This window comes from Hydrogenophilus hirschii (assembly GCF_054656675.1).
Map to the genome: position 1 here is coordinate 125,805 of NZ_BAAHXQ010000002.1, position 22,227 is coordinate 148,031.

General features: G+C 61.1%; 20 protein-coding genes, 4 tRNA genes and 1 other RNA gene. 17 read left to right on the plus strand and 8 right to left on the minus strand.

The window, feature by feature from the left end; all coding sequences use genetic code 11:
- The first annotated feature begins 117 nt into the window (after positions 1-117).
- The 5 genes from ACYQ4Z_RS07700 (at position 118) to ACYQ4Z_RS07720 (ending at position 2,250) form a co-directional block, all read left to right on the plus strand.
- Complete coding sequence (locus tag ACYQ4Z_RS07700) at positions 118-1,002, plus strand: lysophospholipid acyltransferase family protein (protein WP_459860578.1); 885 nt, start codon at positions 118-120, stop codon at positions 1,000-1,002.
- Entirely contained in the window at positions 995-1,936 is a 942-nt protein-coding gene (locus tag ACYQ4Z_RS07705) for a lysophospholipid acyltransferase family protein (RefSeq protein WP_119335764.1), read from the plus strand. Before ACYQ4Z_RS07700 ends, ACYQ4Z_RS07705 begins: the two co-directional genes overlap by 8 nt.
- A gap of 65 nt (positions 1,937-2,001) precedes the next feature.
- A tRNA-Gly gene (locus ACYQ4Z_RS07710) sits at positions 2,002-2,077 on the plus strand.
- Positions 2,078-2,079: 2 nt separating this feature from the next.
- Positions 2,080-2,153 (plus strand) — tRNA-Cys (locus ACYQ4Z_RS07715).
- Between the two features lie 21 nt (positions 2,154-2,174).
- Positions 2,175-2,250 (plus strand) — tRNA-Gly (locus ACYQ4Z_RS07720).
- A gap of 4 nt (positions 2,251-2,254) precedes the next feature.
- Here the strand turns inward: ACYQ4Z_RS07720 and ACYQ4Z_RS07725 are convergent.
- Complete coding sequence (locus tag ACYQ4Z_RS07725) at positions 2,255-2,710, minus strand: DUF1178 family protein (protein WP_219972095.1); 456 nt, start codon at positions 2,708-2,710, stop codon at positions 2,255-2,257.
- Positions 2,710-3,648, minus strand: coding sequence for a peptidoglycan-binding domain-containing protein (locus ACYQ4Z_RS07730; protein ID WP_459860579.1), 939 nt, complete (start codon positions 3,646-3,648; stop codon positions 2,710-2,712). The genes ACYQ4Z_RS07725 and ACYQ4Z_RS07730 overlap by 1 nt, the downstream gene beginning before the upstream one ends.
- Positions 3,649-3,923: 275 nt before the next feature.
- On the opposite strand from ACYQ4Z_RS07730, the gene ACYQ4Z_RS07735 reads away from it, so the two are divergent.
- Positions 3,924-4,667, plus strand: a complete 744-nt coding sequence (locus ACYQ4Z_RS07735) for a hypothetical protein (protein ID WP_170141330.1) — start codon at positions 3,924-3,926, stop codon at positions 4,665-4,667.
- Between the two features lie 24 nt (positions 4,668-4,691).
- Here the strand turns inward: ACYQ4Z_RS07735 and ACYQ4Z_RS07740 are convergent.
- The 6 genes from ACYQ4Z_RS07740 to ACYQ4Z_RS07765 form a co-directional block, all read right to left on the minus strand.
- Positions 4,692-4,767 (minus strand) — tRNA-Phe (locus ACYQ4Z_RS07740).
- A 59-nt stretch (positions 4,768-4,826) separates the two neighbouring features.
- Positions 4,827-5,201: a transfer-messenger RNA gene (ssrA, locus tag ACYQ4Z_RS07745) on the minus strand.
- A 113-nt stretch (positions 5,202-5,314) separates the two neighbouring features.
- On the minus strand, positions 5,315-5,692 hold the full coding sequence (locus ACYQ4Z_RS07750) for a PaaI family thioesterase (protein WP_119335760.1): 378 nt from the start codon (positions 5,690-5,692) through the stop codon (positions 5,315-5,317).
- A gap of 81 nt (positions 5,693-5,773) precedes the next feature.
- Positions 5,774-6,481 (minus strand): bifunctional 2-polyprenyl-6-hydroxyphenol methylase/3-demethylubiquinol 3-O-methyltransferase UbiG, encoded by a 708-nt coding sequence (gene ubiG, locus ACYQ4Z_RS07755; protein ID WP_219972098.1) that lies wholly within the window; start codon positions 6,479-6,481, stop codon positions 5,774-5,776.
- A 64-nt stretch (positions 6,482-6,545) separates the two neighbouring features.
- Positions 6,546-7,229, minus strand: coding sequence for an OmpA family protein (locus ACYQ4Z_RS07760; protein WP_119335759.1), 684 nt, complete (start codon positions 7,227-7,229; stop codon positions 6,546-6,548).
- 57 nt (positions 7,230-7,286) lie between these two features.
- Positions 7,287-8,678 carry a TRZ/ATZ family hydrolase gene (locus ACYQ4Z_RS07765; protein ID WP_459860580.1) on the minus strand — a complete coding sequence of 464 codons (1,392 nt, stop codon included), beginning with the start codon at positions 8,676-8,678 and terminating at the stop codon, positions 7,287-7,289.
- 61 nt (positions 8,679-8,739) lie between these two features.
- Between ACYQ4Z_RS07765 and gyrA the strand changes: the two genes are divergently transcribed.
- From gyrA to cysM, 11 genes are all read left to right on the plus strand, one after another.
- Positions 8,740-11,319 carry a DNA gyrase subunit A gene (gene gyrA, locus ACYQ4Z_RS07770; protein WP_119335757.1) on the plus strand — a complete coding sequence of 860 codons (2,580 nt, stop codon included), beginning with the start codon at positions 8,740-8,742 and terminating at the stop codon, positions 11,317-11,319.
- Between the two features lie 61 nt (positions 11,320-11,380).
- The gene (gene serC / locus ACYQ4Z_RS07775) at positions 11,381-12,481 is read left to right on the plus strand and encodes a 3-phosphoserine/phosphohydroxythreonine transaminase (RefSeq protein WP_459860740.1); all 1,101 of its coding nucleotides are present in this window, start codon (positions 11,381-11,383) and stop codon (positions 12,479-12,481) included.
- A 33-nt stretch (positions 12,482-12,514) separates the two neighbouring features.
- Positions 12,515-13,621 (plus strand): prephenate dehydratase, encoded by a 1,107-nt coding sequence (pheA, locus tag ACYQ4Z_RS07780; protein WP_219972103.1) that lies wholly within the window; start codon positions 12,515-12,517, stop codon positions 13,619-13,621.
- A gap of 90 nt (positions 13,622-13,711) precedes the next feature.
- Positions 13,712-14,824: a histidinol-phosphate transaminase gene (gene hisC, locus ACYQ4Z_RS07785; RefSeq protein WP_459860742.1), complete on the plus strand. Its 1,113-nt coding sequence runs from the start codon at positions 13,712-13,714 to the stop codon at positions 14,822-14,824.
- The gene (locus ACYQ4Z_RS07790; protein ID WP_459860582.1) at positions 14,821-15,738 is read left to right on the plus strand and encodes a prephenate dehydrogenase; all 918 of its coding nucleotides are present in this window, start codon (positions 14,821-14,823) and stop codon (positions 15,736-15,738) included. The genes hisC and ACYQ4Z_RS07790 overlap by 4 nt, the downstream gene beginning before the upstream one ends.
- Positions 15,739-15,746: 8 nt before the next feature.
- A complete protein-coding gene (locus tag ACYQ4Z_RS07795) occupies positions 15,747-17,738 on the plus strand; it encodes a bifunctional 3-phosphoshikimate 1-carboxyvinyltransferase/cytidylate kinase (RefSeq protein WP_459860743.1) in 1,992 nt (663 codons plus the stop codon).
- Between the two features lie 34 nt (positions 17,739-17,772).
- Entirely contained in the window at positions 17,773-19,479 is a 1,707-nt protein-coding gene (rpsA, locus tag ACYQ4Z_RS07800; RefSeq protein WP_119336167.1) for a 30S ribosomal protein S1, read from the plus strand.
- Between the two features lie 12 nt (positions 19,480-19,491).
- On the plus strand, positions 19,492-19,788 hold the full coding sequence (locus ACYQ4Z_RS07805) for an integration host factor subunit beta (protein ID WP_459860584.1): 297 nt from the start codon (positions 19,492-19,494) through the stop codon (positions 19,786-19,788).
- Between the two features lie 9 nt (positions 19,789-19,797).
- Positions 19,798-20,076 (plus strand): LapA family protein, encoded by a 279-nt coding sequence (locus ACYQ4Z_RS07810; RefSeq protein ID WP_217125327.1) that lies wholly within the window; start codon positions 19,798-19,800, stop codon positions 20,074-20,076.
- 3 nt (positions 20,077-20,079) lie between these two features.
- Positions 20,080-21,264 (plus strand): hypothetical protein, encoded by a 1,185-nt coding sequence (locus tag ACYQ4Z_RS07815; protein ID WP_219972108.1) that lies wholly within the window; start codon positions 20,080-20,082, stop codon positions 21,262-21,264.
- 17 nt (positions 21,265-21,281) lie between these two features.
- On the plus strand, positions 21,282-22,172 hold the full coding sequence (gene cysM, locus ACYQ4Z_RS07820) for a cysteine synthase CysM (RefSeq protein ID WP_119335751.1): 891 nt from the start codon (positions 21,282-21,284) through the stop codon (positions 22,170-22,172).
- The last annotated feature ends 55 nt before the right edge of the window (positions 22,173-22,227 follow it).

Consider the following 22,227-nt stretch of genomic DNA (forward strand, 5'->3'; position numbering starts at 1 on the left):
TCGTGGGCAGAGCTGCCGACGCTTTAGCGGTATTTGCTGTCCGCCCCGCAAGTTGTCGGATTAACTCGGCGGATGACCGAGTATCATAACAAAATTTTGGGACAAAAGGAACCGCGGTTGACGAAACGGGTGCGGACGGTTTTGTTGCGGAGTCTGCGTTGGGTGCTGTCGCGACTGTCGCTGACTGGCGCACAACGCTTGGGCCGGATGATGGGTTGGGTATGGTGGCTGGCCTCTGCCCGCTATCGCCGTGATCTGGCGGAAACGCTCGCGTACGCCGGATTTGCGGCGCGTGCGTTGCGGCGTCGCGTGATCGGTGAAACAGGGGTGCAGGTCGTCGAAGCCTTATGGCTTTGGCTGCAGCCGTATGCGCAGGTGGTGTCACTCGTTCGGTCGGTTGAAGGTTGGGAAGCGGTACGCGCTGCACGAACGGGCGGGAAAGGAATCCTTTTTTTGACACCGCACTTGGGCTGTTTCGAGATCACGTCGCTCTGGGTCGCGCAGGCGATGCCGCTCACCGTGCTCTACCGCCCGCCGCGGCAGCCCGAACTGGTGCCCTGGTTGCGAGCGGGTCGGGCGCGCGGCGGGGTGCAGCTCGCGCCAGCCGATCGCAGCGGGGTGCGCCAGTTGGTGGCCGCGTTGCACCGCGGCGAAGCGGTGGGGTTGTTGCCCGACCAGACGCCAAAAGCGGGAGAAGGGGTGTGGGCGCCGTTCTTCGGCCGTCCTGTCTGGACGATGACCCTGGCGGCGCGCTTAAGTCTGATGCGAGACGTCGTGACGGTGGTGGTGTGGGGCGAACGGTTGCCGAACGGAGCCGGTTTTCGCTTGCACTTCGCGCCGGTGGCGTGGTCGGGTGATGAGGCGGTGGCGACACGCGCTGCGCAGATCAATCGCGTTTTGGAGACGTGGATTCGGCGTGCTCCTGAGCAGTACCTTTGGGGGTACCCACGCTTCAAGGTGCCAGCTGGAGTAGCCCCGCCGGTGGAAACGGCGCATGGGTAAGCGGTTGCGTTGGCACAAAGATTCGCCGCTGCGGCTTTGGGCGTTGCGTCAGGCGGATCGCGCGGTGGTGGCGTTCATTTGGGCGCTGCATTGGCTGCCGCTACCGGTATTGGCGAAAGTGGGCGCACGCTTTGGTACGCTGTTACGGTTGCTGGCCAAGCGGCGTCGACGGATCGCGGAAGTCAATCTCGCCCGTTGTTTTCCGGAATGGACGGATGATGCGCGCGCGCGTCTGCTGCGCGAACATTTCCATTTCTTGGGGCGCAGCCTCCTGGAGCGGGGCATCGCGTGGTTTGCGTCGCCGGAACGGATCCGTCGGCTGGTCCGTTTGGAGGGCTGGGCAGAGCATGTCGCGCCGTTGATCGCAGCGGGGCAACCGGTCATTCTGGTGACGCCCCATTTCCTGGGTTTGGATCTGGTCGGGACCCGGTTGACGCTCGAAGGGGATTTCGTCAGCGTCTATTCACGACAGCGCCGCCGCCCGGTTGCCGATCGTTGGTTGCGCCACGGTCGTTCGCGATTTGGACAGCAACTCTTGATCGCGCGGCAGGATGGCATCCGCCCGGTGGTGCGTGCACTCAAGGCAGGGCAGCCGTTCTATTATCTGCCCGACCTCGATTATGGCGGGAAGGATGCGATTTTCGTTCCCTTCTTCGGGGTACCGGCGGCGACGATTACTGCGCTTCCTCGCCTCGCGCGTCTGGCGAATGCAGCGGTGGTGTTGTGTATTGCTGAAATGGATCCTTCTGGGCGGGGCTATCGTGCGCGTTTTTCACTGCCGTGGCGCGATTATCCAACCGATGATGAACGTGCGGATGTCGAGCGAATGAATCGCGAGATCGAAGCTGCGGTCTGCCGTTTGCCTGCGCAATACTTTTGGGTTCATCGCCGCTTCAAAACCCAGCCTGAAGGGAAGGGGGAATGGTATCGATGAAGCAGACAGCGCGCGCTGATTGTTGACTTTGGCAATCGCTCGATTATAATTGCAAACCTCGCCGAGCGGGAATAGCTCAGTTGGTAGAGCACAACCTTGCCAAGGTTGGGGTCGCGGGTTCGAGTCCCGTTTCCCGCTCCAGTGGCGCGGTGGCAGAGTGGTTATGCAGAGGACTGCAAATCCTTGGACGTCGGTTCGATTCCGGCCCGCGCCTCCAGTTCGGCGAATCAACGCCCATGCGGGAATAGCTCAGTTGGTAGAGCACAACCTTGCCAAGGTTGGGGTCGCGGGTTCGAGTCCCGTTTCCCGCTCCATAGCTCAGTGCATCTCTTCTTTGTCGGGCGGCAGTGGTATGACCAGGATCCCTTCTTCTAAAAGGGAGACGAACTCTTCCCGGTTTGCTTGACCCTTGATGGGGCGAAGTGGTGCTTCGCCGTAGTGGATTTTTCGCGCCTCTTCAGGGAAGCGGGTGCCGACATCTTGCGCTTCGCGCTTGAGTTTCTGAAGCGTGTTCCAGATACGTTCCAAAGCTTGCGCAGACAGATTCGGCGGGTTGTCGGAAGTGGTCGATGCCTGTTTTTGTTGCGCCGAAGTGCGTTGAAGTTTGGGGGTGGTATGGACAGCAGGGGCGGCAGGCAAGCGGCGAACCGCTTGCGTGCCGCAGTGCGGACACGTTACCCACCCTTTCGCGATTTGTTGATCCAGCGCTTCCGCAGATGGTACCCATAATTCGAAGCGGTGGGCATGGTCACACGCCAGATCGAAAACGATCATCACTGTTTCGTTTCGGGCAGCGGAATTTGGAAATGTGCGAGCGTTTCTAGAGTGAGTGCGCCTGCCGCCAGCCCATGGTCGCGTTGATACGCGATCATCGCGCGGCTGGTCGCGATGCCCAGCTTTCCGTCGATCGGGCCCGGGTCGTAACCCGCGGTTTTGAGCTTCACCTGGAGGGATTTGACCAGTTCGGGTGTCAAGTCGTTGTTGCACAACGCCTGGCGAAGCGCCACCTGTGGTTCGCCTTCATAGAGCGTCTTGACCAGTTCGATGACTTTGGGCGGTATCGCTTTCTCCTCGATCTCTTCCGGTTTGGCGATAGTCAGCACAGGAATTTTTCGGATTGCTGGCTCGATCTGCACGGGTACCGCACGTGCCGGTTTGTCGAGCACCCAGCGGGTGACCTCTTTGTATTCGGCGGGGATGACTTCGACTTTGGTCGTGGCGGGTTTCACCAATACGCGGCGCTCGACCTGTTTGGTCTTGGCTGGGATGGTGCGTGCGCAAAGGGGTTGTACTGCGCCTTCCAGCAAACGGTTGACACCAGGTATGCGGCACCGTTCGAGTATCGTGCTTTCGGCTTCGATCACAACCGTTTCTGTTTGGGTCTCATAGACCGGCGGGATCGTGATCGTGCGGCGGATTTCGGGTTTGACCAAAATTTTCTCGGTTACCGCTTTATAGACTGGTGGTTCGATACGGTAGGTTGTTCCTCCTTCGCGGATGATGACCTCTTTCTGCGTCTTTGCCAGCTGTGCCGGGGAGACTTCGAACGTTGTCGCACTATCCTGCACGACGATCGAGAGCGGCTCTTTTTTCGGGAGGGGATAGATCACGGCCTGGACCCAGCATTGCCCCGGAGTGACGCGGGTAGTCAGCAACGGTTGGAGGGCTTTCTGTTCTGGTGATTGCGATGGGCTGGAGGTCTGGTCGGCCATTTCGGTATGATGGGCGGGGCTGGGTTCCGAGGCGAACGAATGTGTCTGAGGATTCGGTGCCGGCAAGGACGTTTTTGGTGGTTGGGTGTGACGCGAAGCCGCGGTGTCATGTTCAGTGCGTGGTGGTGTGGATTCGGATGTGGAAGGGATATGCGAACACGCAGGAAGGATTGCGGACAAAGCAAGCCACAAGCCTAAACGGGACGTTGCCATTTTTTGCTGCTCCGACTGGCTGTTACAGTTAGAATTGTAACGGAATTTCCAAGGAGTAAAGGGTGGAAAGTTATTTACGACGCATGCCGGGTTGGTTGCTGACAGGAATTGGGGTCGTTTTGGCATTCTGGCTGGGTTTTTTTGGGGTGGTCGCGTGGTGGCACTGGCGGCAACAACCAAACGATGCGGAGAAAGTTGTCGCCGCAGAATCGGCTGTTGAGATGCAGGTCGCTCCCGTTCCGCAGTCTCTCCCCCGCATGCAAGCTCCCGTGGAGGAAGTCGGGGGCGCGGTCAATATTGCATCAACGGAACGGTCGCTGACCCCCACGAACCCAGGGGATCAGAAGCAACCGCCTATGACGCGCCTGGGATCGCCCGCTCCAAATTCCGCCGACCCAACGAATGACCAAACGTGGTCTGCCATTTCCGGTACAGAGGCCGAGAAAACTTCCATTCGACCTATGTCAGAATCTGCGGTGCCTGTTCACGACGACGCTTCGATTGAGGCGGCGCGTCACCAATGGCATGCGTGGCAACAGGCGAATCGCTGGGTTTTGATCGTTCGTCGGAGCGTATCGAAAGCGTCGCTCGAAAAAGAACAGTTACGTTTGCAGTCGATGGTGCCGTCTGGTTTGGAGCTGCTACTGGTATCCGCCTCCCGCGGCAATAACCAACACCAGTGGTTGCTGGTGTTGGGACCTTTTGAGAACCGAGAAGCAGCGCGATCGACCGTGTTCGAATTGCCCGTACCGTTTCTGAGCGAGCAGATGGATCTGGCACGCGCCAGTGCGATACGCTGGAAGTGAGCGGAAGGTCGAAGTGATGAGAGATGGTGGCCAGGGGCGGAATCGAACCACCGACACGCGGATTTTCAGTCCGCTGCTCTACCGACTGAGCTACCTGGCCGAGAAGCCCGAATGATACGGGAATTCGGGGTTTTGGTCAATGGGTTCTTGCAACCATTTTGGTGGAGCCGGGGGGAGTCGAACCCCCGTCCGGAAGCCCTCCACAGCGAGGACTACATGCTTAGCGCCTTGTTGCGTTTAGCATCGACGCCGGCCAAGGCGCGCGCCACGTCGATGCGAGCCATTTTGGGTTTCGCACAAAGCCGCCAAACGGCCAGGCAGCTTTGGCTAGCCTCAAGTGGTGACGCTGCACAGGTGACCGAAGTCACCATCCGGCCGTGAGGCTCAGCCGGTGCAGCGCGTCGCCGGGATTAAGCGGCGACGGCGAAACGCTCGTCGTTGGCGTTTGTTTTTTGCCAGTGGATTTACGAGGTGACTGGACCTCGGCATGCCCTCGACTGCTTTGCAGCCCCCGTCGAAGCCAAGTACGGCCCCAGCGCAAGTACCATTATAGACGAAAAATGCAGGAGCAAGTTCCTATTGGGGAGAAAAAAGCGAGCAGATACGCCGAAATGCCTCGGGTGCAAGGCGTGCCGCACTGGCTGGCATTAGCGTTCCGGACGATCGGCGCAGATCATTATGGTTTGTTGTAATACTGCACACAACTTCTTTTCATCGTCGGTGACCGCAAAGACACGTGCCTGGGTGAGCGATAGCGTCTTTCCTGAACGGAGGACACTCCCTTCAGCAATCAGCTTTTTACCAAGGGCAGGTGCTACCAAGTTGATCTTGTACTCGACGGTCAGGACGGAGGTGTTTGGCGGTGCCAGGGTCATCGCGGCATAGCCAGCGGCTGAGTCAGCGATCATTGCGACGACACCGCCATGCACGTAACCGTGTTGTTGTCTGATTCCGTCCCAGCAAGGAAGCGTGATCGTAACGGTGCCAGGTTGCACATCCGTGAGTTCAGCGCGGATCAGCGCCATCGCTGCTTGGCGGGAGAAACTGCTGTGAATTCGCTCGTGGCTGGGAACAGACACTGCATCTGGGCACATTGCTAATCACCTTTACCATTTGGCGAGTGCGATGAGGTAGTTGACAGCGACGTCGTCGGTGAGGAAGTAGCGTTTCGTGAGCGGGTTGTAGCCCATGCCGATGATCGCTTTGGGTGTCAGGCCTGCCGTTTCCGCCCACGCAGTGATCTCGGCAGGTTTGAGGAATTTTCGCCAGTCATGGGTGCCTTTGGGCAAAAGCTGCAAGAGATACTCCGCGCCGATGATCGCAAAGAGGTACGATTTGGCGGTTCGGTTGAGCGATGCGAAACAGACGGTGCCGCCCGGCTTTGCCAGCTTGGCGCAGGCGCGAATGGTGCTCGCGGGGTCGGGTACGTGTTCGAGCATCTCCATGCAGGTGACGACGTCGAAAGTATCTGGGTGCATTTCGGCGAATGCTTCAGCAGCGATCATTTCGTAATGCACCGGCGCGCCGCTTTCGAGTGCATGAAGCTTGGCCACGGTGAGCGCTTTTTCCGAAAGGTCGATGCCGGTAACCTCAGCGCCTGCGTGCGCCATCGCCTCGGTGAGGATGCCACCGCCGCATCCGACGTCGACTACGCGTTTGCCGGCAAGCCCTCCGCACTGCGCGATGATCCAGTCGAGGCGTAACGGGTTGATTTCGTGCAATGGGCGGAATTCACTGGTGGGGTCCCACCAGCGGTGTGCCAATTCGCTGAATTTGGCGATTTCGTTTGGATCGACGTTTGCAGTTGCGTTCATGGTATCGCCCATAGTAAAACGCCCTGCTGGAGCAGGGCGTTTTGGGGTGAACAGTTATCGGTGATTACTTGGTGCCAATCACTTCCACTTCGACGCGGCGATCCGGCTGCAAGCAAGCGATCAAGGCTTTGCGCTCTTTGATCTTGTCGCACTTGTTACCGGTGACCGGCATCTTCTCACCTTTCCCTTCGGTGTAGATGCGGTTCATCGGAACGCCCTGGCTCACCAAGTATTTCTTCACCGCTTCCGCACGACGCTCGGAGAGTTTCTGATTGTAGGCATCGGAACCGATCCGGTCAGCGTGGCCCACCGCCAAAATGACCTCGACGTTGATGTTTTTAATTTGTGCGGCGAGTTCATCAAGCTTGCGCTTCCCTTCCGGACGGAGGGTTGCTTTGTCGAAGTCAAAGAGGGTGTCGGCAGAGAGTTTCACTTTGTTGGAGACCGGTTGCGGTGCCGGCTTCGCCATCGGTTTGGGAGGTTCACACTTCTCTTTGGCGATTACCTCGGGGTCACACGAGCAGGCAAGCGGCTTGCCGTTGGTGTCTTTGACTTGCTCGGCGAGCGCCGGCGTCCAATAGCCCGTGCGCCAGCAGAGCCCAGTGCCGCTGCGCGCCACGACGCCGCGACCGTCGATCACGTAGGGAATGTCGCCCTGTTTGGCATCGACGACGATGTCTTGCGCGAAAGTAGCCATCGAAGCGCCCGTAACGAGTGCGGCCGCGATAAGGGTACGAATTGGGTTCATGGTGCCTTCCTTTCTTATCTGGGTCACTGACTAGCCCATTATAATGACTGTGCCACCTCATGACAAGCATGGGCCAGATTGTTTGCGATATTTGCGCCACTTTTCGGCGAAAACGGCGAGCTGTGTGTTGCTTTTTTGCAACAAGAGGGCGTGGTCGCGTTTTTTCGCAACGCCAGCAATCCAAACGTCGCAAACCTGTTCGCGGTCGGCAACCCAAACGAGATGGGAGATGGGGTCAAACAGAGGCCGCGTCAGGAACGATTCGAACGAGACGGTGATGAGGTCTGCACTTTTGCCCGGGGTGAGCGAGCCGATTTCGTCGGCAAGCCCAAGCGCTTTCGCGCCGCCGAGCGTCGCCATTTCGAGTAGGGTTGCGGCGGGGAGTGCGGCGGCGTTTTTCTGGGTGAGTTTGGCAAGGAGCGCAGCGTGGCGCATCTCCCAAAACAGATCGAGCCGATTGTTGCTCGCGGCGCCGTCGCTGCCAAGCGCCGCGATGACGCCGTGCGCGTGCCAAGCGGTGACATCGGCGGCGCCGCTGGCGAGTTTCATATTGGAGGTGGGGCAATGGACGAGCGCGGCTCCGTATTTGCCCAACGTCACCAATTCGTCGCGATCGAGATGGACGCCGTGCGCGGCGATCACTTGCGGCGTTTCCAGGATGCCCGTGCGCGCGAGCCGTTCAAGCGGCGAGACGCCGAACTGCGCAAGCGACTGCGGCGTTTCGTTGGCCGTTTCGTTGAGGTGCAGGTGAACTGGGAGTTCCAGTTCGTTGGCGAGCGCCGCGATTCGGGCAAATGTGGCGTCACTGACGGTGTAGGGGGCATGGGGCGCCAGCGCAAAGGAGAGGAGCGGCGTGTCGCGCCATTTTTCCCAAGCGGCCAGCCCCTTTTCGAGGTAGGCATCGGCGTCGTTGGCGTATGGAGTTGGGAACTCCAGCGTGACGAGCCCAAGCATCGCGCGCAGCCCCGCTTCATGAAACGCTTGCGCGGCAGCATCGGGGAAGAAGTACATGTCGAGCGCAGTGGTGATGCCGCCCGCGATCATCTCCGCAGCGGCGATCCAACTCCCTTCATAGACGAATTCGGGTGAGACGAGCGCCTGCTCCCGTGGCCAGATCGCTTCGTTGAGCCAGCGTTCGAGCGGCAGATCGTCGGCAATACCGCGCAACAGGGTCATCGCGGCGTGGGTATGGGCATTGACGAACCCCGGGAGCGCGACATGGTTTGGGCGAACGATCCATGGCCATTCCGATTGTGGATAGCGCGTTTGGGCTTCTGTGATGGGGAGCAACGTAGCGATGCGCCCCTCGGCAACGACGACGGCGTGGTCGGTGAGGACTGTGCCTGGGGGATCCATCGGGATCACCCAAGCAGCGGCCAAAACGAAGCGTTCCTGTATGGGTGGTTGGGGCGTCGTCGTGGGCCCATTTTGGCGATCTTGCGTGGCCATCGTCCGGTGTTCCTTGCTCTGGGTGGTAAAATCGGCATAACGAATCGCATGAGTGTACCGTATGGAGTCGATTGCGCGTGAAACCTTGGCGGTGAGCCTCGAAGAGGAGATGCGTCGCAGCTATCTCGATTACGCGATGAGCGTGATCGTGGGTAGAGCACTTCCCGATGCGCGGGATGGTTTGAAGCCGGTCCACCGGCGCGTGCTCTACGCGATGTATGAGTTGGGTAACGATTGGAACAAGCCGTACAAGAAATCGGCGCGCATCGTCGGGGATGTGATCGGTAAGTACCACCCGCACGGTGACTCCGCGGTCTATGACACCATCGTGCGCATGGCGCAGGATTTCAGCCTGCGCTATCCGTTGATCGATGGGCAAGGAAACTTCGGTTCGATCGACGGTGACGCCGCCGCGGCGATGCGCTACACCGAAATTCGCATGGCGCGTATCGGGCACGAGTTGCTGGCCGATATCGACAAAGAGACCGTCGATTTCGGGCCGAACTACGACAACTCCGAGCGCGAACCGTTGGTGTTGCCAACGCGTGTGCCCAATCTGCTGATCAACGGCGCAAGCGGTATCGCCGTGGGGATGGCGACCAATATCCCGCCGCACAATTTGAGCGAGGTGGTCGATGGTTGTCTCGCGCTGTTGGAAAACCCGGAACTCACCGTCGACGACCTGATGCGTTACATCCCCGCACCCGACTTTCCCACTGCTGGTTTGATCGTCGGCTTGGAAGGGGTGCGGGAAGGTTATCGCACCGGCCGTGGCCGCGTGGTGATGCGGGCACGCACCCATTTCGAAACCATCGGTAAGGGGGCATCCGAGCGTCCGGCGATCATCATCGACGAGTTGCCGTATCAGGTCAATAAACGGACCCTTCTGGAGCGCATCGCCGAACTCGTCAATGAGAAACGGATCGATGGGATCAGCGAAATCCGCGACGAGTCCGACAAATCGGGCATGCGGGTGGTGATCGAACTCAAGCGCGGCGAGCATCCCGAGGTGGTCTTGAACCATCTTTTCAAATTGACGCAATTGCAAGACACCTTTGGGATGAACCTGGTCGCGCTCGTCGACGGGCGTCCGCGCACGCTGAATCTCAAGGAATTAGTCGAGTGCTTCCTCGACCACCGGCGTGAGGTGGTGACGCGGCGCACGGTCTTCGAACTGCGCAAGGCGCGTGAGCGCGCCCATATCCTCGAAGGGTTGGCGGTGGCGTTGGCGAACGTCGATGAGATCATCGCGCTCATCAAGGCGTCTCCTACGCCTGCTGCGGCGAAAACGGCATTGCTGTCGCGCCGTTGGCGCTCGCCTCTGGTCGAGGAGATGCTCTCGCGTGCCGTTGCCGACGCCCGTGCCTACCGGCCGGAAGGGTTGCCTGCCGAGTTCGGGTTGGCACAACAGGGGTATCGGTTGAGCGAAGCGCAAGCCGACGCGATCCTGGCGTTGCGCTTGCAGCGGCTTACCGGTCTCGAGCAGGAGAAGATCCTCAACGAATACCGCGAGGTGATCGACCGCATCACCGATCTGCTCGATATTTTGGCGCGGCGTGAGCGGGTGACTGCGATCATTGCCGACGAGTTGCGTGACGTGAAAGCGCGTTTCGGTGACCCGCGGCGCAGCGAGATCGTGACCGAAGCGGACGAAATCCGATTGGAGGATTTGATCGCGCCGCACGAAACCGTGGTGACGCTGACCCATTCGGGGTATGTCAAGCGGCAGCCGCTCGACGACTATCGCGCGCAACGGCGCGGCGGGCGTGGAAAATTGGCGGCGAGCACCAAAGAGGACGATTTTGCCGAACAGCTCTTCGTTGCGAACTCCCACGACTGGGTGCTCTGTTTTTCGAGCCGTGGGCGGGTCTACTGGTTGCGCGTGTTCGATCTGCCCGAAGGGGGGCGGACCGGCCGTGGCAAGCCGATCGTCAATTTGCTGCCGATCCAGCCTGGGGAACAGATCCAGGCGGTATTGTCGGTGAAAACGTTTGCCAGCGACGCGTTCGTCTTCTTTGCCACAGCGCAAGGAGTGGTGAAGAAAACTGCGCTCGATGCGTTCGCCAATCCGCGTAAAGCGGGCATCATCGCGTTGGGGCTCGACGACGGCGACCGCCTGATCGGGGTAGCGATCACCGATGGTGATGCCGACGTGATGCTGCTTTCCGACGCCGGTAAAGCGGTGCGGTTTTCCGAACACGACGTGCGTCCGATGGGTCGGGAAGCGCGCGGGGTGCGCGGGATGCAGCTGGAAGAGGGGCAGCGGGTCGTGGCGATGGTTGCGGTGGCGCAGCCAGACGAGGATGCGAGTCTGCTTTTGGCGACCGAAAACGGCTTTGGCAAGCGGACCGCGGTTGCCGAATTCACCCGCCACAGCCGCGGCACCAAAGGGATGATCGCGATTCAGACGAGTGCCCGCAACGGCAAATTGGTCGGCGCATGTCTGGTGCGCCCCGGGGATGAGGTAATGCTGATGTCCCAAAACGGTGTCGTGATTCGGACCCGAGTCGATGACATCCGCGAATTGGGGCGTGCAACCCAAGGCGTGACGTTGATGGCGCTCGACGCCAACGACCGTCTGGCGGCGGTGGTGAAAGTCGCGCAAGGGCCAAACGGCGAAACGGACGAATGTGACGGGTAACCGGAAAGGGAAGTAGGAAGTACGGAGCGGGATAACGAGAAACACGGTGAGGGGTGGTGCGATGCGGGTATTCAATTTCAGTGCCGGGCCGGCGACTTTGCCGCAACCCGTGCTCGAACAGGTGCAGCGCGAACTTTTGGATTGGCACGGCATCGGGTCAAGTCTGATCGAAGTGAGCCACCGCGGGCCGCACTTTTCTGCGGTGCGGGATGAAGCGGAGGCTCGGTTGCGCCAGCTTTTGGCGATTCCAGACGATTACGCGGTGTTGTTTTTACAAGGTGGCGCGACGTTGCAATTCGCGCAAGTAGCGATGAACCTCTTGCGTGGGGGTTCCGCCGATTACATCGTCACGGGCGCGTGGTCACAAAAGGCCTACCGCGAAGCCTTGCGGTTGGCGCCGGCGTTGGGGGGAAAGGTGCGGCTCGCGGGTTCTACCGAAGAGAGCGGGTTCACCCGGGCGCCGCGTGCCGACGAGCTCGACCTCGATCCCAACGCGAGTTACGTGCACGTATGCACCAACGAAACGATTCATGGCGTCGAATGGCTCGATCTCGAGGCGATTGCCGCCACAGGCGTGCCGATCGTCGCCGATATGAGTTCGCACCTGTTGTCGCGGCCGATCGATGTGCGCCAATTCGGTTTGATCTACGCGGGGGCGCAAAAGAACGTCGGCCCCGCTGGGGTGACGATCGTGATCGTGCGCCGTGACCTCATCAACGACCCGTGGGTGGGTACGCCGTCGGTGATGCAGTACGCGGCGCAGGACGCCAACCAGTCGATGTTGAATACCCCGCCCACCTTCGCGATCTACGTGGCGAACCTCGTGTTTGCCTGGCTCGAGGCGCAAGGCGGTGTTGCGGCGATCGAAACGGTCAATCGACGGAAAGCGGAAAAACTCTACGCTGCAATCGACGCGCTGCCGCTCTATGAGAATCGGGTCGAGGCACCGTGGCGCAGCCGCATGAACGTGCCTTTCCGGTTGCGGGACGAATCGCTGAACGAACGGTTTTTGCACGAGAGCGACGCGGCTGGGCTCAAATACCTCAAAGGACACAAAATGGTCGGCGGGATGCGGGCGTCGATCTACAACGCGATGCCCGAAGAGGGGGTCGACGCGTTGGTGGCGTTCCTACACGATTTTGCCGCGCGCCACACCGCTTGACGGCTGATGGGAACTGGTAGGGAGCGGATGATCATGGAGGCGTCGGAGAAAGCAACCGAAGACCCGGCGTGGCGGGAGCGGGAACTCATAGCGGTGCGGCAGCGGATCGACGCGATCGATGCCGAAATTTTGCGTCTGTTGTCGGAACGGGGCGAATGCGCCCGGCGCATCGGTGCGCTCAAAGGAAATGGGGTGATCTACCGCCCGGAGCGAGAGGCCGACGTGCTGCGCCGCCTGATCGCCGCGAATCCCGGACCCCTGCCGAACGAGGCGGTGCGGGTGATCTTTCGTGAGGTGATGTCGGCGTGTCTGGCGCTCGAACAGCCGTTGCAGGTCGGGTTCCTCGGTCCTTGGGGAACGTTCTCTGAGATGGCGGCACGCAAACATTTCGGCTCGGCGCCTCATTTCCACCCGATGACCACGATCGACGAAGTCTTTCGCGAGGTCGAAGCAGGCAACCTCGACTATGGGGTCGTCCCGATCGAAAATTCGGCCGAAGGAGCGGTGGGGGTGACCCACGACCTGCTGCTCCTGCACCCCCTCAAGATCTGCGGCGAGGCGCTACTGCGCGTCCATCAACATTTGATGGGGCAGGCTCCATCGCTGCGTGCGGTGAAGCGGGTCTATTCGCACGCGCAGAGTTTAGCGCAATGTCATGAGTGGCTCAACCTCCATCTTCCCGACGCGGCCCGGATCCCAGTGGGGAGCAACGCCGAGGCGGCGCGGATGGCGAGCGAAGACTCTGACGGCGCGGCGATTGCCGGTGCGGCGGCGGCAGAACGGTACGGGTTGCCGATCCTCGCGCACAACATCGAGGACGACCCCAACAATACGACGCGCTTTCTGGTGATCGCAAAGCACGATGCGGGGCCTTCGGGCAGAGACAAGACGTCGCTCGTCTGTTCGGCGCCGAACCGCCCTGGCGCGATGCACCGTTTGTTGGAGCCCTTGGCCAAACATGGTGTCTCGATGACGAAACTCCAATCGCGGCCAGCCAAAGGGGGGCTGTGGGAGTACGTCTTCTTCATCGATATCGAAGGGCATCAAAGTGACCCGGAGGTGGCACAGGCGTTGGCGGAACTCGAGGAGCGTGCCGCATTCGTCAAACGACTCGGTTCCTATCCCGCCGCAATCGCCTGAGCGTCTGCACGGCAGCTTCCTTTTCATGATGACAACAACCCAGTGAGGTGACACGTGACCAATCGACCACACCAGGAACAGACGAGCGGGGTGCAGCGATCGGTATTGCCGCATGTCCCCGCAGCGATTCGAGCGCTTGCCCCCTATCAGCCCGGAAAACCGATCGAAGAGTTGGCGCGGGAACGGGGTCTGGATCCCGATCGGATCATCAAATTGGCATCGAACGAAAATCCGCTGGGGATGAGCCCGAAAGCGATGGCTGCGGTAGGCGCGGCGTTGGTCGACGGAGCACGTTATCCCGACGGCAATGGTTTTGCGTTGAAAGCAGCGCTTGCCGAACGTTTCGGACTGGCACCGGAACGAATCGTCTTGGGGAATGGCTCCAACGATGTGCTGGAGCTGGTGGCGCGGCTCGTGCTCCAACCGGGAACGAGTGCGGTCTTCTCCCAATATGCGTTCGCAGTCTATCCCTTGGTGACCCAAGCGTTGGGGGCGCGAGCGATCGTCGTGCCCGCGCGGGATTACGGCCACGATTTGGACGCGATCGCTGAAGCGATCGCCGAGGATACCCGTATCGTTTTCGTTGCCAACCCGAACAACCCAACAGGCACCTTCGTGCCCGGGGAGGTTATCGAGCGGTTTTTGCACCGCGTCCCCGCGGATGTGCTCGTCGTGTTGGACGAAGCCTATACCGAATACCTTGAACCCGCCGACCGCTACGACAGTTTCGCGTGGCTCGAACGCTTTCCCAATCTGGTGGTGACGCGCACCTTCTCGAAAGCGTACGGTCTGGCCAGTTTGCGTGTCGGTTACGCGGTGGCAGACCCCGCGGTTGCTGATGCGATGAACCGCATCCGACAGCCCTTCAACGTCAATAGCTTCGCGCTCGCGGCTGCGACTGCGGCGCTTGCGGATACGCGCTTTTTGGCGGAGAGTGTCGCGGTGAATCGCGAGGGGTTGCGGCAGCTGACCGAAGGGTTCGAGGCGCTGGGTTTGTCCTACCTGCCGTCGAAAGGCAACTTCGTCGCGGTTCGGGTCGGCGATGCGGCGCGGGTAAATGACGCGCTGTTGGACCGCGGCATCATCGTGCGGCCGATTGCCGGTTATGGGATGCCTCAGTGGCTTCGGGTCTCTGTTGGGCTACCGGAAGAGAATGCGCAGTTCTTGACAGCGCTTGTCTCGATCCTAAAGGAGCGGTCGTGAGCAATCCGGAATCGCGAGCAACGGCGTCACTCAAGCGGTTGGTGGTGGTGGGCGTCGGCCTCATCGGTGGGTCGTTTGCATTGGCGCTGAAACGCGCGGGTCTCGTTGCCGAGGTCGTGGGTCTGGGGCGCCGCGAAGCGACGCTGGAGCGCGCGCAGCGCCTTGGCGTGATCGACTGGGGTACGACCGAACCGAAAGCGGCCGTGGCTGGCGCCGATATGGTCTTCTTGGCGATGCCCGTTGGGCAGACGCGGACGATCGTGCAGACGATCGCACCGCATCTTGCTCCAGAGACGATCGTTACCGACGCGGGAAGCACCAAACAAAACGTCGTCGAAGCGTTCTACCTCGATTTGCCGGATCATCTGGCGCGTGCCGTGCCGGGGCATCCGATCGCGGGAAAGGAGCAAAGTGGCCCCGACGCGGCCGACGCCGCGCTCTTCGTCGACCGCAAGGTGGTACTGACGCCGCTACCGGAAAACGACCTTGAAGCGGTGGCGCGCGTGACCGCGCTCTGGGCGGCTTGCGGCGCGGAAGTTCGGACCATGACGCCGCAGGAGCACGACCGTGTTTTTGCGGCGGTGAGCCATTTGCCTCATGTGCTCTCGTACGCGCTCGTTCACGAATTGGCGGGGCGCGCCAACGCCGAGACGCTCTTCGATTATGCCGCGGGGGGGTTTCGTGACTTCACGCGCATCGCCGGTTCCCACCCGGAGATGTGGCGCGACATCTGCTTGGCCAACCGACAGACGATCCTCGCGGAGCTCGACGAATACCTCTCAGAACTGGCGTGGATCCGAGCGCTTTTGCTGAGCGGCAACGGCGATGGGCTCTATCATCTGTTCGCCGCGGCGAGCGAAGCGCGTAATCGTTGGGCGGTGGCGCGCGAACGGGCAACGGAGGGGCCGGAGTGAGCGAACGCATTCCACATCTGGATCTGCCGCCCGCGTGTGCCGCGGCAGGAACGGTTCAATTGCCCGGCAGCAAAAGCATCTCGAATCGCGTGCTGTTGTTGGCGGCACTCGCGCACGGCACAACCCGTCTTTACGACCTGCTCGATGCAGACGATACCGCACGCATGCGCGAAGCGCTCACAGCGCTGGGCGTCACGTTACAACCGCAACCGGACGGCGCGCTCGACGTCCTAGGTTGTGGTGGCCGTTTCCCCAACCGCGAGGCGTCGCTCTTTCTGGGGAACGCGGGTACCGCGTTTCGGCCACTGACTGCGGCGCTTGCAGTGCTGGGCGGGAATTATCGTCTCGACGGTGTGGCGCGGATGCGCGAACGCCCGATCGGCGATTTGGTCGATGCTCTGGCGCGGTGGGGGTGTCAGATCGATTACCTTGGGACGCAGGGATATCCGCCACTTCGCATCGGTGAACGCCAAAGCGTTGCGGCACCTGCGGTCACCCGCGTGCGCGGCAACGTCTCGAGCCAGTTCCTCACCGCGTTGCTGATCGCCGCGCCGCTCTTGGGACAAGAGGCGGTGATCGAGGTGGACGGGACGCTCATTTCCCAACCCTACGTGGCGATGACGATTGCGCTGATGGCGCACTTCGGGGTGACGGTAGATCGCGAGGGGTGGCAGCGTTTCGTCGTTCCCGCAGGCAGTCGCTACCGTTCTCCTGGAACCTGGTACGTCGAAGGAGACGCCTCGTCGGCCTCCTACTTTCTGGCGCTCGGAGCGCTGGGGGGTGGGCCCGTGCGCGTCGTCGGCGTCGGGGAAAAGAGTGTTCAAGGCGATGTCGCGTTTGCCGACGCGCTCGCGCAAATGGGTGCGCGGGTGCGCAAAGGGGAGAATTGGATCGAAGCCGCGGCGCCCGAAGGATTCGATCCGATGGGCGGAGCCGCGCCACGGCTGCGGGCATTGACCTATGATGCGACCGCGATCCCCGACGCAGCGATGACTTTGGCGGCGCTTGCGCTCTTCGGTGACGGGACAAGCCGCTTGACGGGGATCGGCAGTTGGCGGGTGAAGGAGACCGACCGGATCGCGGCGATGGCTGCCGAGCTCACCAAAGTGGGTGCAACGGTCGCTTGTGGCGACGATTGGCTCGAAGTGACGCCACCTGCGACGTGGCGCGCTGCGACGATTGCCACGTACGACGACCACCGAATGGCGATGGCGATGTCGCTTACCGCGTTTGGCGACTGCTACCAGCGGATTCTCGACCCGGCGTGCGTGAACAAAACTTTTCCCACCTATTGGGCGTGTTATCGGGCGATCGTGCGTCCGGTGCCTGTAGTGGCGATCGACGGCCCCAGTGCGTCGGGGAAAGGAACGGTCGCGGCGCGGGTCGCAGCCGCGTTGGGTTGGCACACCCTCGACAGCGGGGCCGTCTACCGGGCGCTCGCATGGCTGGCACTGGAAAAGGGTGTCGCACTCGACGACCCTGCGGCGCTCGTTGCGCTGGCTGGCACCGCACGGCTCGAATTTCGGGACGGTGGGGTTGCGGTAAATGGGGTCGATGTCGGGGATGCGATCCGTACCGAAGCGGTGTCGTGCGCGGCGTCGCGCATCGCGACGCTGCCTGCGGTGCGTGACGCGTTGCTGGCGTTGCAACGCGCCAGTCGGCGGCGTCCCGGGCTGGTCGCCGACGGGCGCGATATGGGCAGTGTCGTCTTTCCGGACGCGTGCGTCAAGGTCTTTCTCACCGCGTCGCCCGAGGTGCGCGCCGAGCGGCGTTATAAGCAGTTGATCGCAAAAGGATTCAATGCTAACATTGACCAATTGCGTCGGGAACTGGCGGCGCGCGATGCCCAAGATCGGGCGCGCGCCGTGGCTCCGTTGCAAGCAGCACCGGATGCGCGGCAACTTGATACCACGGCGATGACCATCGACGAGGCGGTCGCGACGGTGCTCGAGTGGGTGCGTACGGCATGTGCCGTGAGCGATGCCGTACGTGTGGGGTAAATCAAACTTTTTTCACATTTTGGACAAACGCAACATGGATTCTGTTACCGCAGTCGCTGAACCAACCACCAACGAAAGTTTCGCTCAGCTCTTCGAAGAGAGCCTGATGCAGGAGTTCCGTCCTGGGCAAGTGATCACGGCCGAAGTGGTCGATATCGACGACAACTTCGTCGTCGTGAACGCCGGGCTGAAGTCGGAGAGCTACATTCCAAAAGAAGAGTTCCTCGACGCGAACGGCGAACTCGAGGTGAAGGTTGGCGACTTCGTCAAGGTGGCGATCGAAGCGCTGGAAGACGGTTATGGGGAAACCCGTCTGTCGCGTCGCCGCGCGAAGATGCTGGAAGCGTGGGACGAGATCGAGCGCATCTTCGAAGAGGGTCGGACCGTAACCGGACGGGTCACAGGGCGCGTCAAAGGCGGTTTGACCGTGAATGTGATGGGCCTGCGCGCCTTCTTGCCGGGTTCTCTCGTTGATATCCGCCCGGTGCGTGACACCACGCCGTTCGAAGGGCAAGAGCTCGAGTTCAAGATCATCAAAGTCGACCGCAAACGCAACAATATCGTCGTTTCGCGCCGCGCCGTGCTCGAAGAGCAGATGGGCAGCGAACGGGAGAGGATCCTCGAGTCGCTGGAAGAAGGCGCAGTGGTCCAGGGGGTGGTCAAGAACATCACCGATTATGGTGCGTTCGTCGATCTGGGTGGCATCGACGGGCTGCTACATATCACCGACCTCGCTTGGCGTCGTGTTCGCCATCCGTCCGAAGTGATCTCGGTGGGCGACGAAGTCACCGTGAAGGTGCTCAAGTTCGACCGCGAGAAGATGCGCGTTTCGCTTGGCATGAAGCAGCTCGGTGACGACCCGTGGGTGGGCATCGCGCGCCGTTATCCAGCGGGGACCCGTCTCTTCGGTAAGGTCACGAACCTCACCGACTACGGTGCGTTCGTCGAGATCGAACCGGGGATCGAAGGGTTGGTGCACGTCTCCGAGATGGATTGGACCAACAAGAATATCCATCCGACCAAAGTGGTCCAAGTGGGCGACGAAGTCGAGGTCATGGTGCTCGAAATCGACGAAGAACGCCGTCGGATTTCGCTCGGGATCAAGCAGTGCAAGCCGAACCCGTGGGAAGAGTTCGCGCACAATCATCAAAAAGGCGACAAAGTGCGCGGTCAGATCAAATCGATCACCGATTTCGGGGTTTTCGTCGGTCTCGAAGGGGGGATCGATGGGCTGGTGCACCTTTCCGACCTCTCTTGGACCGAACCTGGCGAAGTGGCGGTGCGCCGCTACAAGAAGGGCGACGAGGTCGAAGCGGTCGTTTTGGGGATCGACGTCGAACGGGAGCGGATTTCGCTTGGGATCAAGCAGCTCGAGGGTGACCCCTTCACCAACTACATTGCGATGAATCCGAAAGGGACCGTCGTCAAAGGGAAGGTGAAGTCGGTCGAGCCGAAGGGGGCGGTGATCCAGCTCGACGACGAAGTCGAAGGCTACCTGCGCGCTTCCGAGTTCGCGATCCATCGGGTCGACGACCTCACCCAAGAGTTGAAAGAGGGCGACGAGATCGAAGCGGTGATTACCAACGTCGACCGGAAGAACCGCTCGATTCAGTTGTCGGTCAAAGCGAAAGAGCAGGCCGAGCAAGACGAAGCGATGAACCGGATCGCTGCCGAACAGCCTGCGGCGCCGGCGACGCTTGGCGACCTGATCAAAGCCAAGCTGAACGAGCAGAAACGGTAAATTGGCGCAGCCATGACACGATCCGAGCTGATCGCGGCATTGGCTGCTCAGTTTTCTCAATTGCCTCCGCAGGATGTCGACACCGCGGTGCGCGTGTTGTTGCAGACGATGTGCGATACGCTCGCCAAGGGTGGGCGGATCGAAATTCGCGGCTTCGGGAGCTTCACGCTGCACCGTCGGCCGCCGCGGATGGGGCGTAACCCGAAAACGGGTGAAGTGGTTGCGGTGGCTGCGAAATGGGCACCGCATTTCAAGCCCGGGAAGACGCTGCGCGAGCGGGTCGATGCGGCAAAATCGGGAAATAATTAAGGAGCAGTGATGAAGCGGCTGATAATCCTCGTCCTCTTCGTGGTGGTGTTCGCGGTCGTGGGCGCGCTTGCGTTTCGCAACCACCACAACGTCTTTTTTCACGCGTTGATCTGGCAGGGCGAGGTGCCGCTCGTTTGGTTGCTCGTGGGGGCATTTGCGTTGGGGGTGGTTCTCACGCTTTTGCTCTTTTTCCCTGCGGCGTTGCGTCAGCGGTGGCAGCTCTGGCGCGCCCGGCGGGAAGTGGCCCGCTTGTCTCGGCAGCAGCTTATGACTCCTGAAACGCACTGACGCATGATCTGGGATCAATGGTGGTACGCGCTCCTCATTGGGGCGCTTTTTTTTGCCTTGGGTTGGATCGCCGGACGGATCGATCTCCGTGCGGTGACACGAGCGGCGAGTCAACTCCCACGCGCCTACCTGACGGGGCTCAACCACCTGTTGCACGGGCGGCGGGATCAAGCGCTCGAGGCCTTACTTGCTGCGGCCGAACTCCACCCGGGACCGGTCGAACTGCAACTTGCGTTGGCGGCGCTGATGCGCGAACGCGGTGAGTACGAGCGGGCACTCGCGATTCATCGGGCGCTGGCGGCGCGATCCGACCTGACGGCGCAGCAGCGTGACGAGGTGATCGCGGAGCTGGCGCTCGACTACCATCGGGCGGGTTTTTTGGATCGCGCCGAAGCGGCGTACCGACAGATGCTGGGCGGTCCGCGCGATGGCTGGGCGCGCGCGGCGCTCGTTGCGATCCTGCAAACCGAACGCGATTGGAACCAGTGTCTCGCGCTGCTCCAAGCGGCACCGGAAGCGTTGCCCCACGCGCAACTTTTGCAGATGCATTTGCACTGTGAACTGGCCCAGGAAGCGATTTCCCGTGAAGACTGGGCGACGGTGGCGCACCATTGGCGAGCCGCGTGTGCAGCGGGGGGCAGTCAAACGCTGCGGACGTTGCTGGTCGAAGGGGAGTGGCGTCTTGCGACACGGGACGACGCGAAAGTGCGGTCGGTCTGGGAACGGATCGAACGCCTGCACCCCGACGGTTTGGCGTTGGTGCTGGACAAATGGCTCAGTGCGCTGCCCGTCGAGCAGTGGCCGACGGTCTTGCCGGTCGTTCGCCGATGGTTTCAGCGTTTTCCGCAGATCGACGCCTGGGCGCGGTACGTCGATGTGGAGCTGCAGTGTGGGTCGGCCGATGAGGCGTTTCGCCGTTTACAGGAAGCGATGCGGGTATCGCCCGACTTGATGGTGCTGGACGCCTATTTGCGCCTTGTCGTCTGGATGGTGCCGGAAGGGTGGCGGGTCGAGGTCGATCGGGTCCGTTCGCTGGTGCATGGGTATGTGGAGCGGCTGGCGCGCTATCATTGCCAAAAGTGTGGGTTCAAAGCCAAGCAGCACCATTGGCGCTGCCCCGCATGTGGCGAGTGGGGGACGTTCCCACCACGGCGAACGGTGGCTTTTGAGGGGAGTCGAGCGCAATGACGGAAAAGGAACCGAAGATGGAATTTCCAACGATCGAAGCGTTTGTCGGCAATACGCCGCTGGTGCGGTTGCAGCGCATCACGGCGGGCAAGAACAATACGATTTTGGCGAAATTGGAAGGGAACAACCCCGCCGGGTCGGTGAAAGATCGTCCGGCGATCTCGATGATCCGGCAGGCTGAAGCGCGTGGCCGGATCAAGCCTGGCGACACCCTGATCGAGGCAACCAGCGGCAACACCGGAATCGCGTTGGCGATGGCGGCGGCGATTCGCGGGTACCGGATGATCCTGGTGATGCCGGAAAACCAGAGCGTGGAACGGCGCCAGACGATGCGCGCGTTTGGCGCTGAGCTCGTCCTGACGCCCAAGGATGGGGGGATGGAGTTGGCGCGCGACGTCGCGGAGCAGATGGAGCGTGAGGGCAAAGGGATCATCCTCAACCAGTTCGCGAACCCAGACAATCCTCTCGCGCACTATACCGGGACCGGGCCGGAGATTTGGGAACAGACCCACGGACGCATCACCCATTTCGTTTCCAGTATGGGGACCACGGGAACGATCATGGGGGTGTCGCGTTTCCTCAAAGAGAAAAACCCGGCGATCCAGATCATCGGGTGCCAACCGGACGAGGGCTCGCAGATACCCGGGATCCGCAAGTGGCCGCCGGAGTACTTGCCGAAAATCTTTGAGCCCCATCGCGTCGACCGGCTGGAGTATGTCTCGCAAGCCGAGGCTGAGGCGATGACGCGGCGCTTGGCGCGCGAAGAGGGGATCTTTGCGGGAATCTCTTCGGGCGGCGCGTTGGCGGTGACGCTGCGCATCGCGGAAACTCTGTCCGATGCGGTGATCGTGTTCATCGTTTGTGATCGGGGGGATCGGTATTTGTCAACTGGGGTTTTCCCTGCTTGACGGATTGCGCTAAAATAGATTGGTTTGTCCGTCTTTTGGCTCGATCCGCACTCAG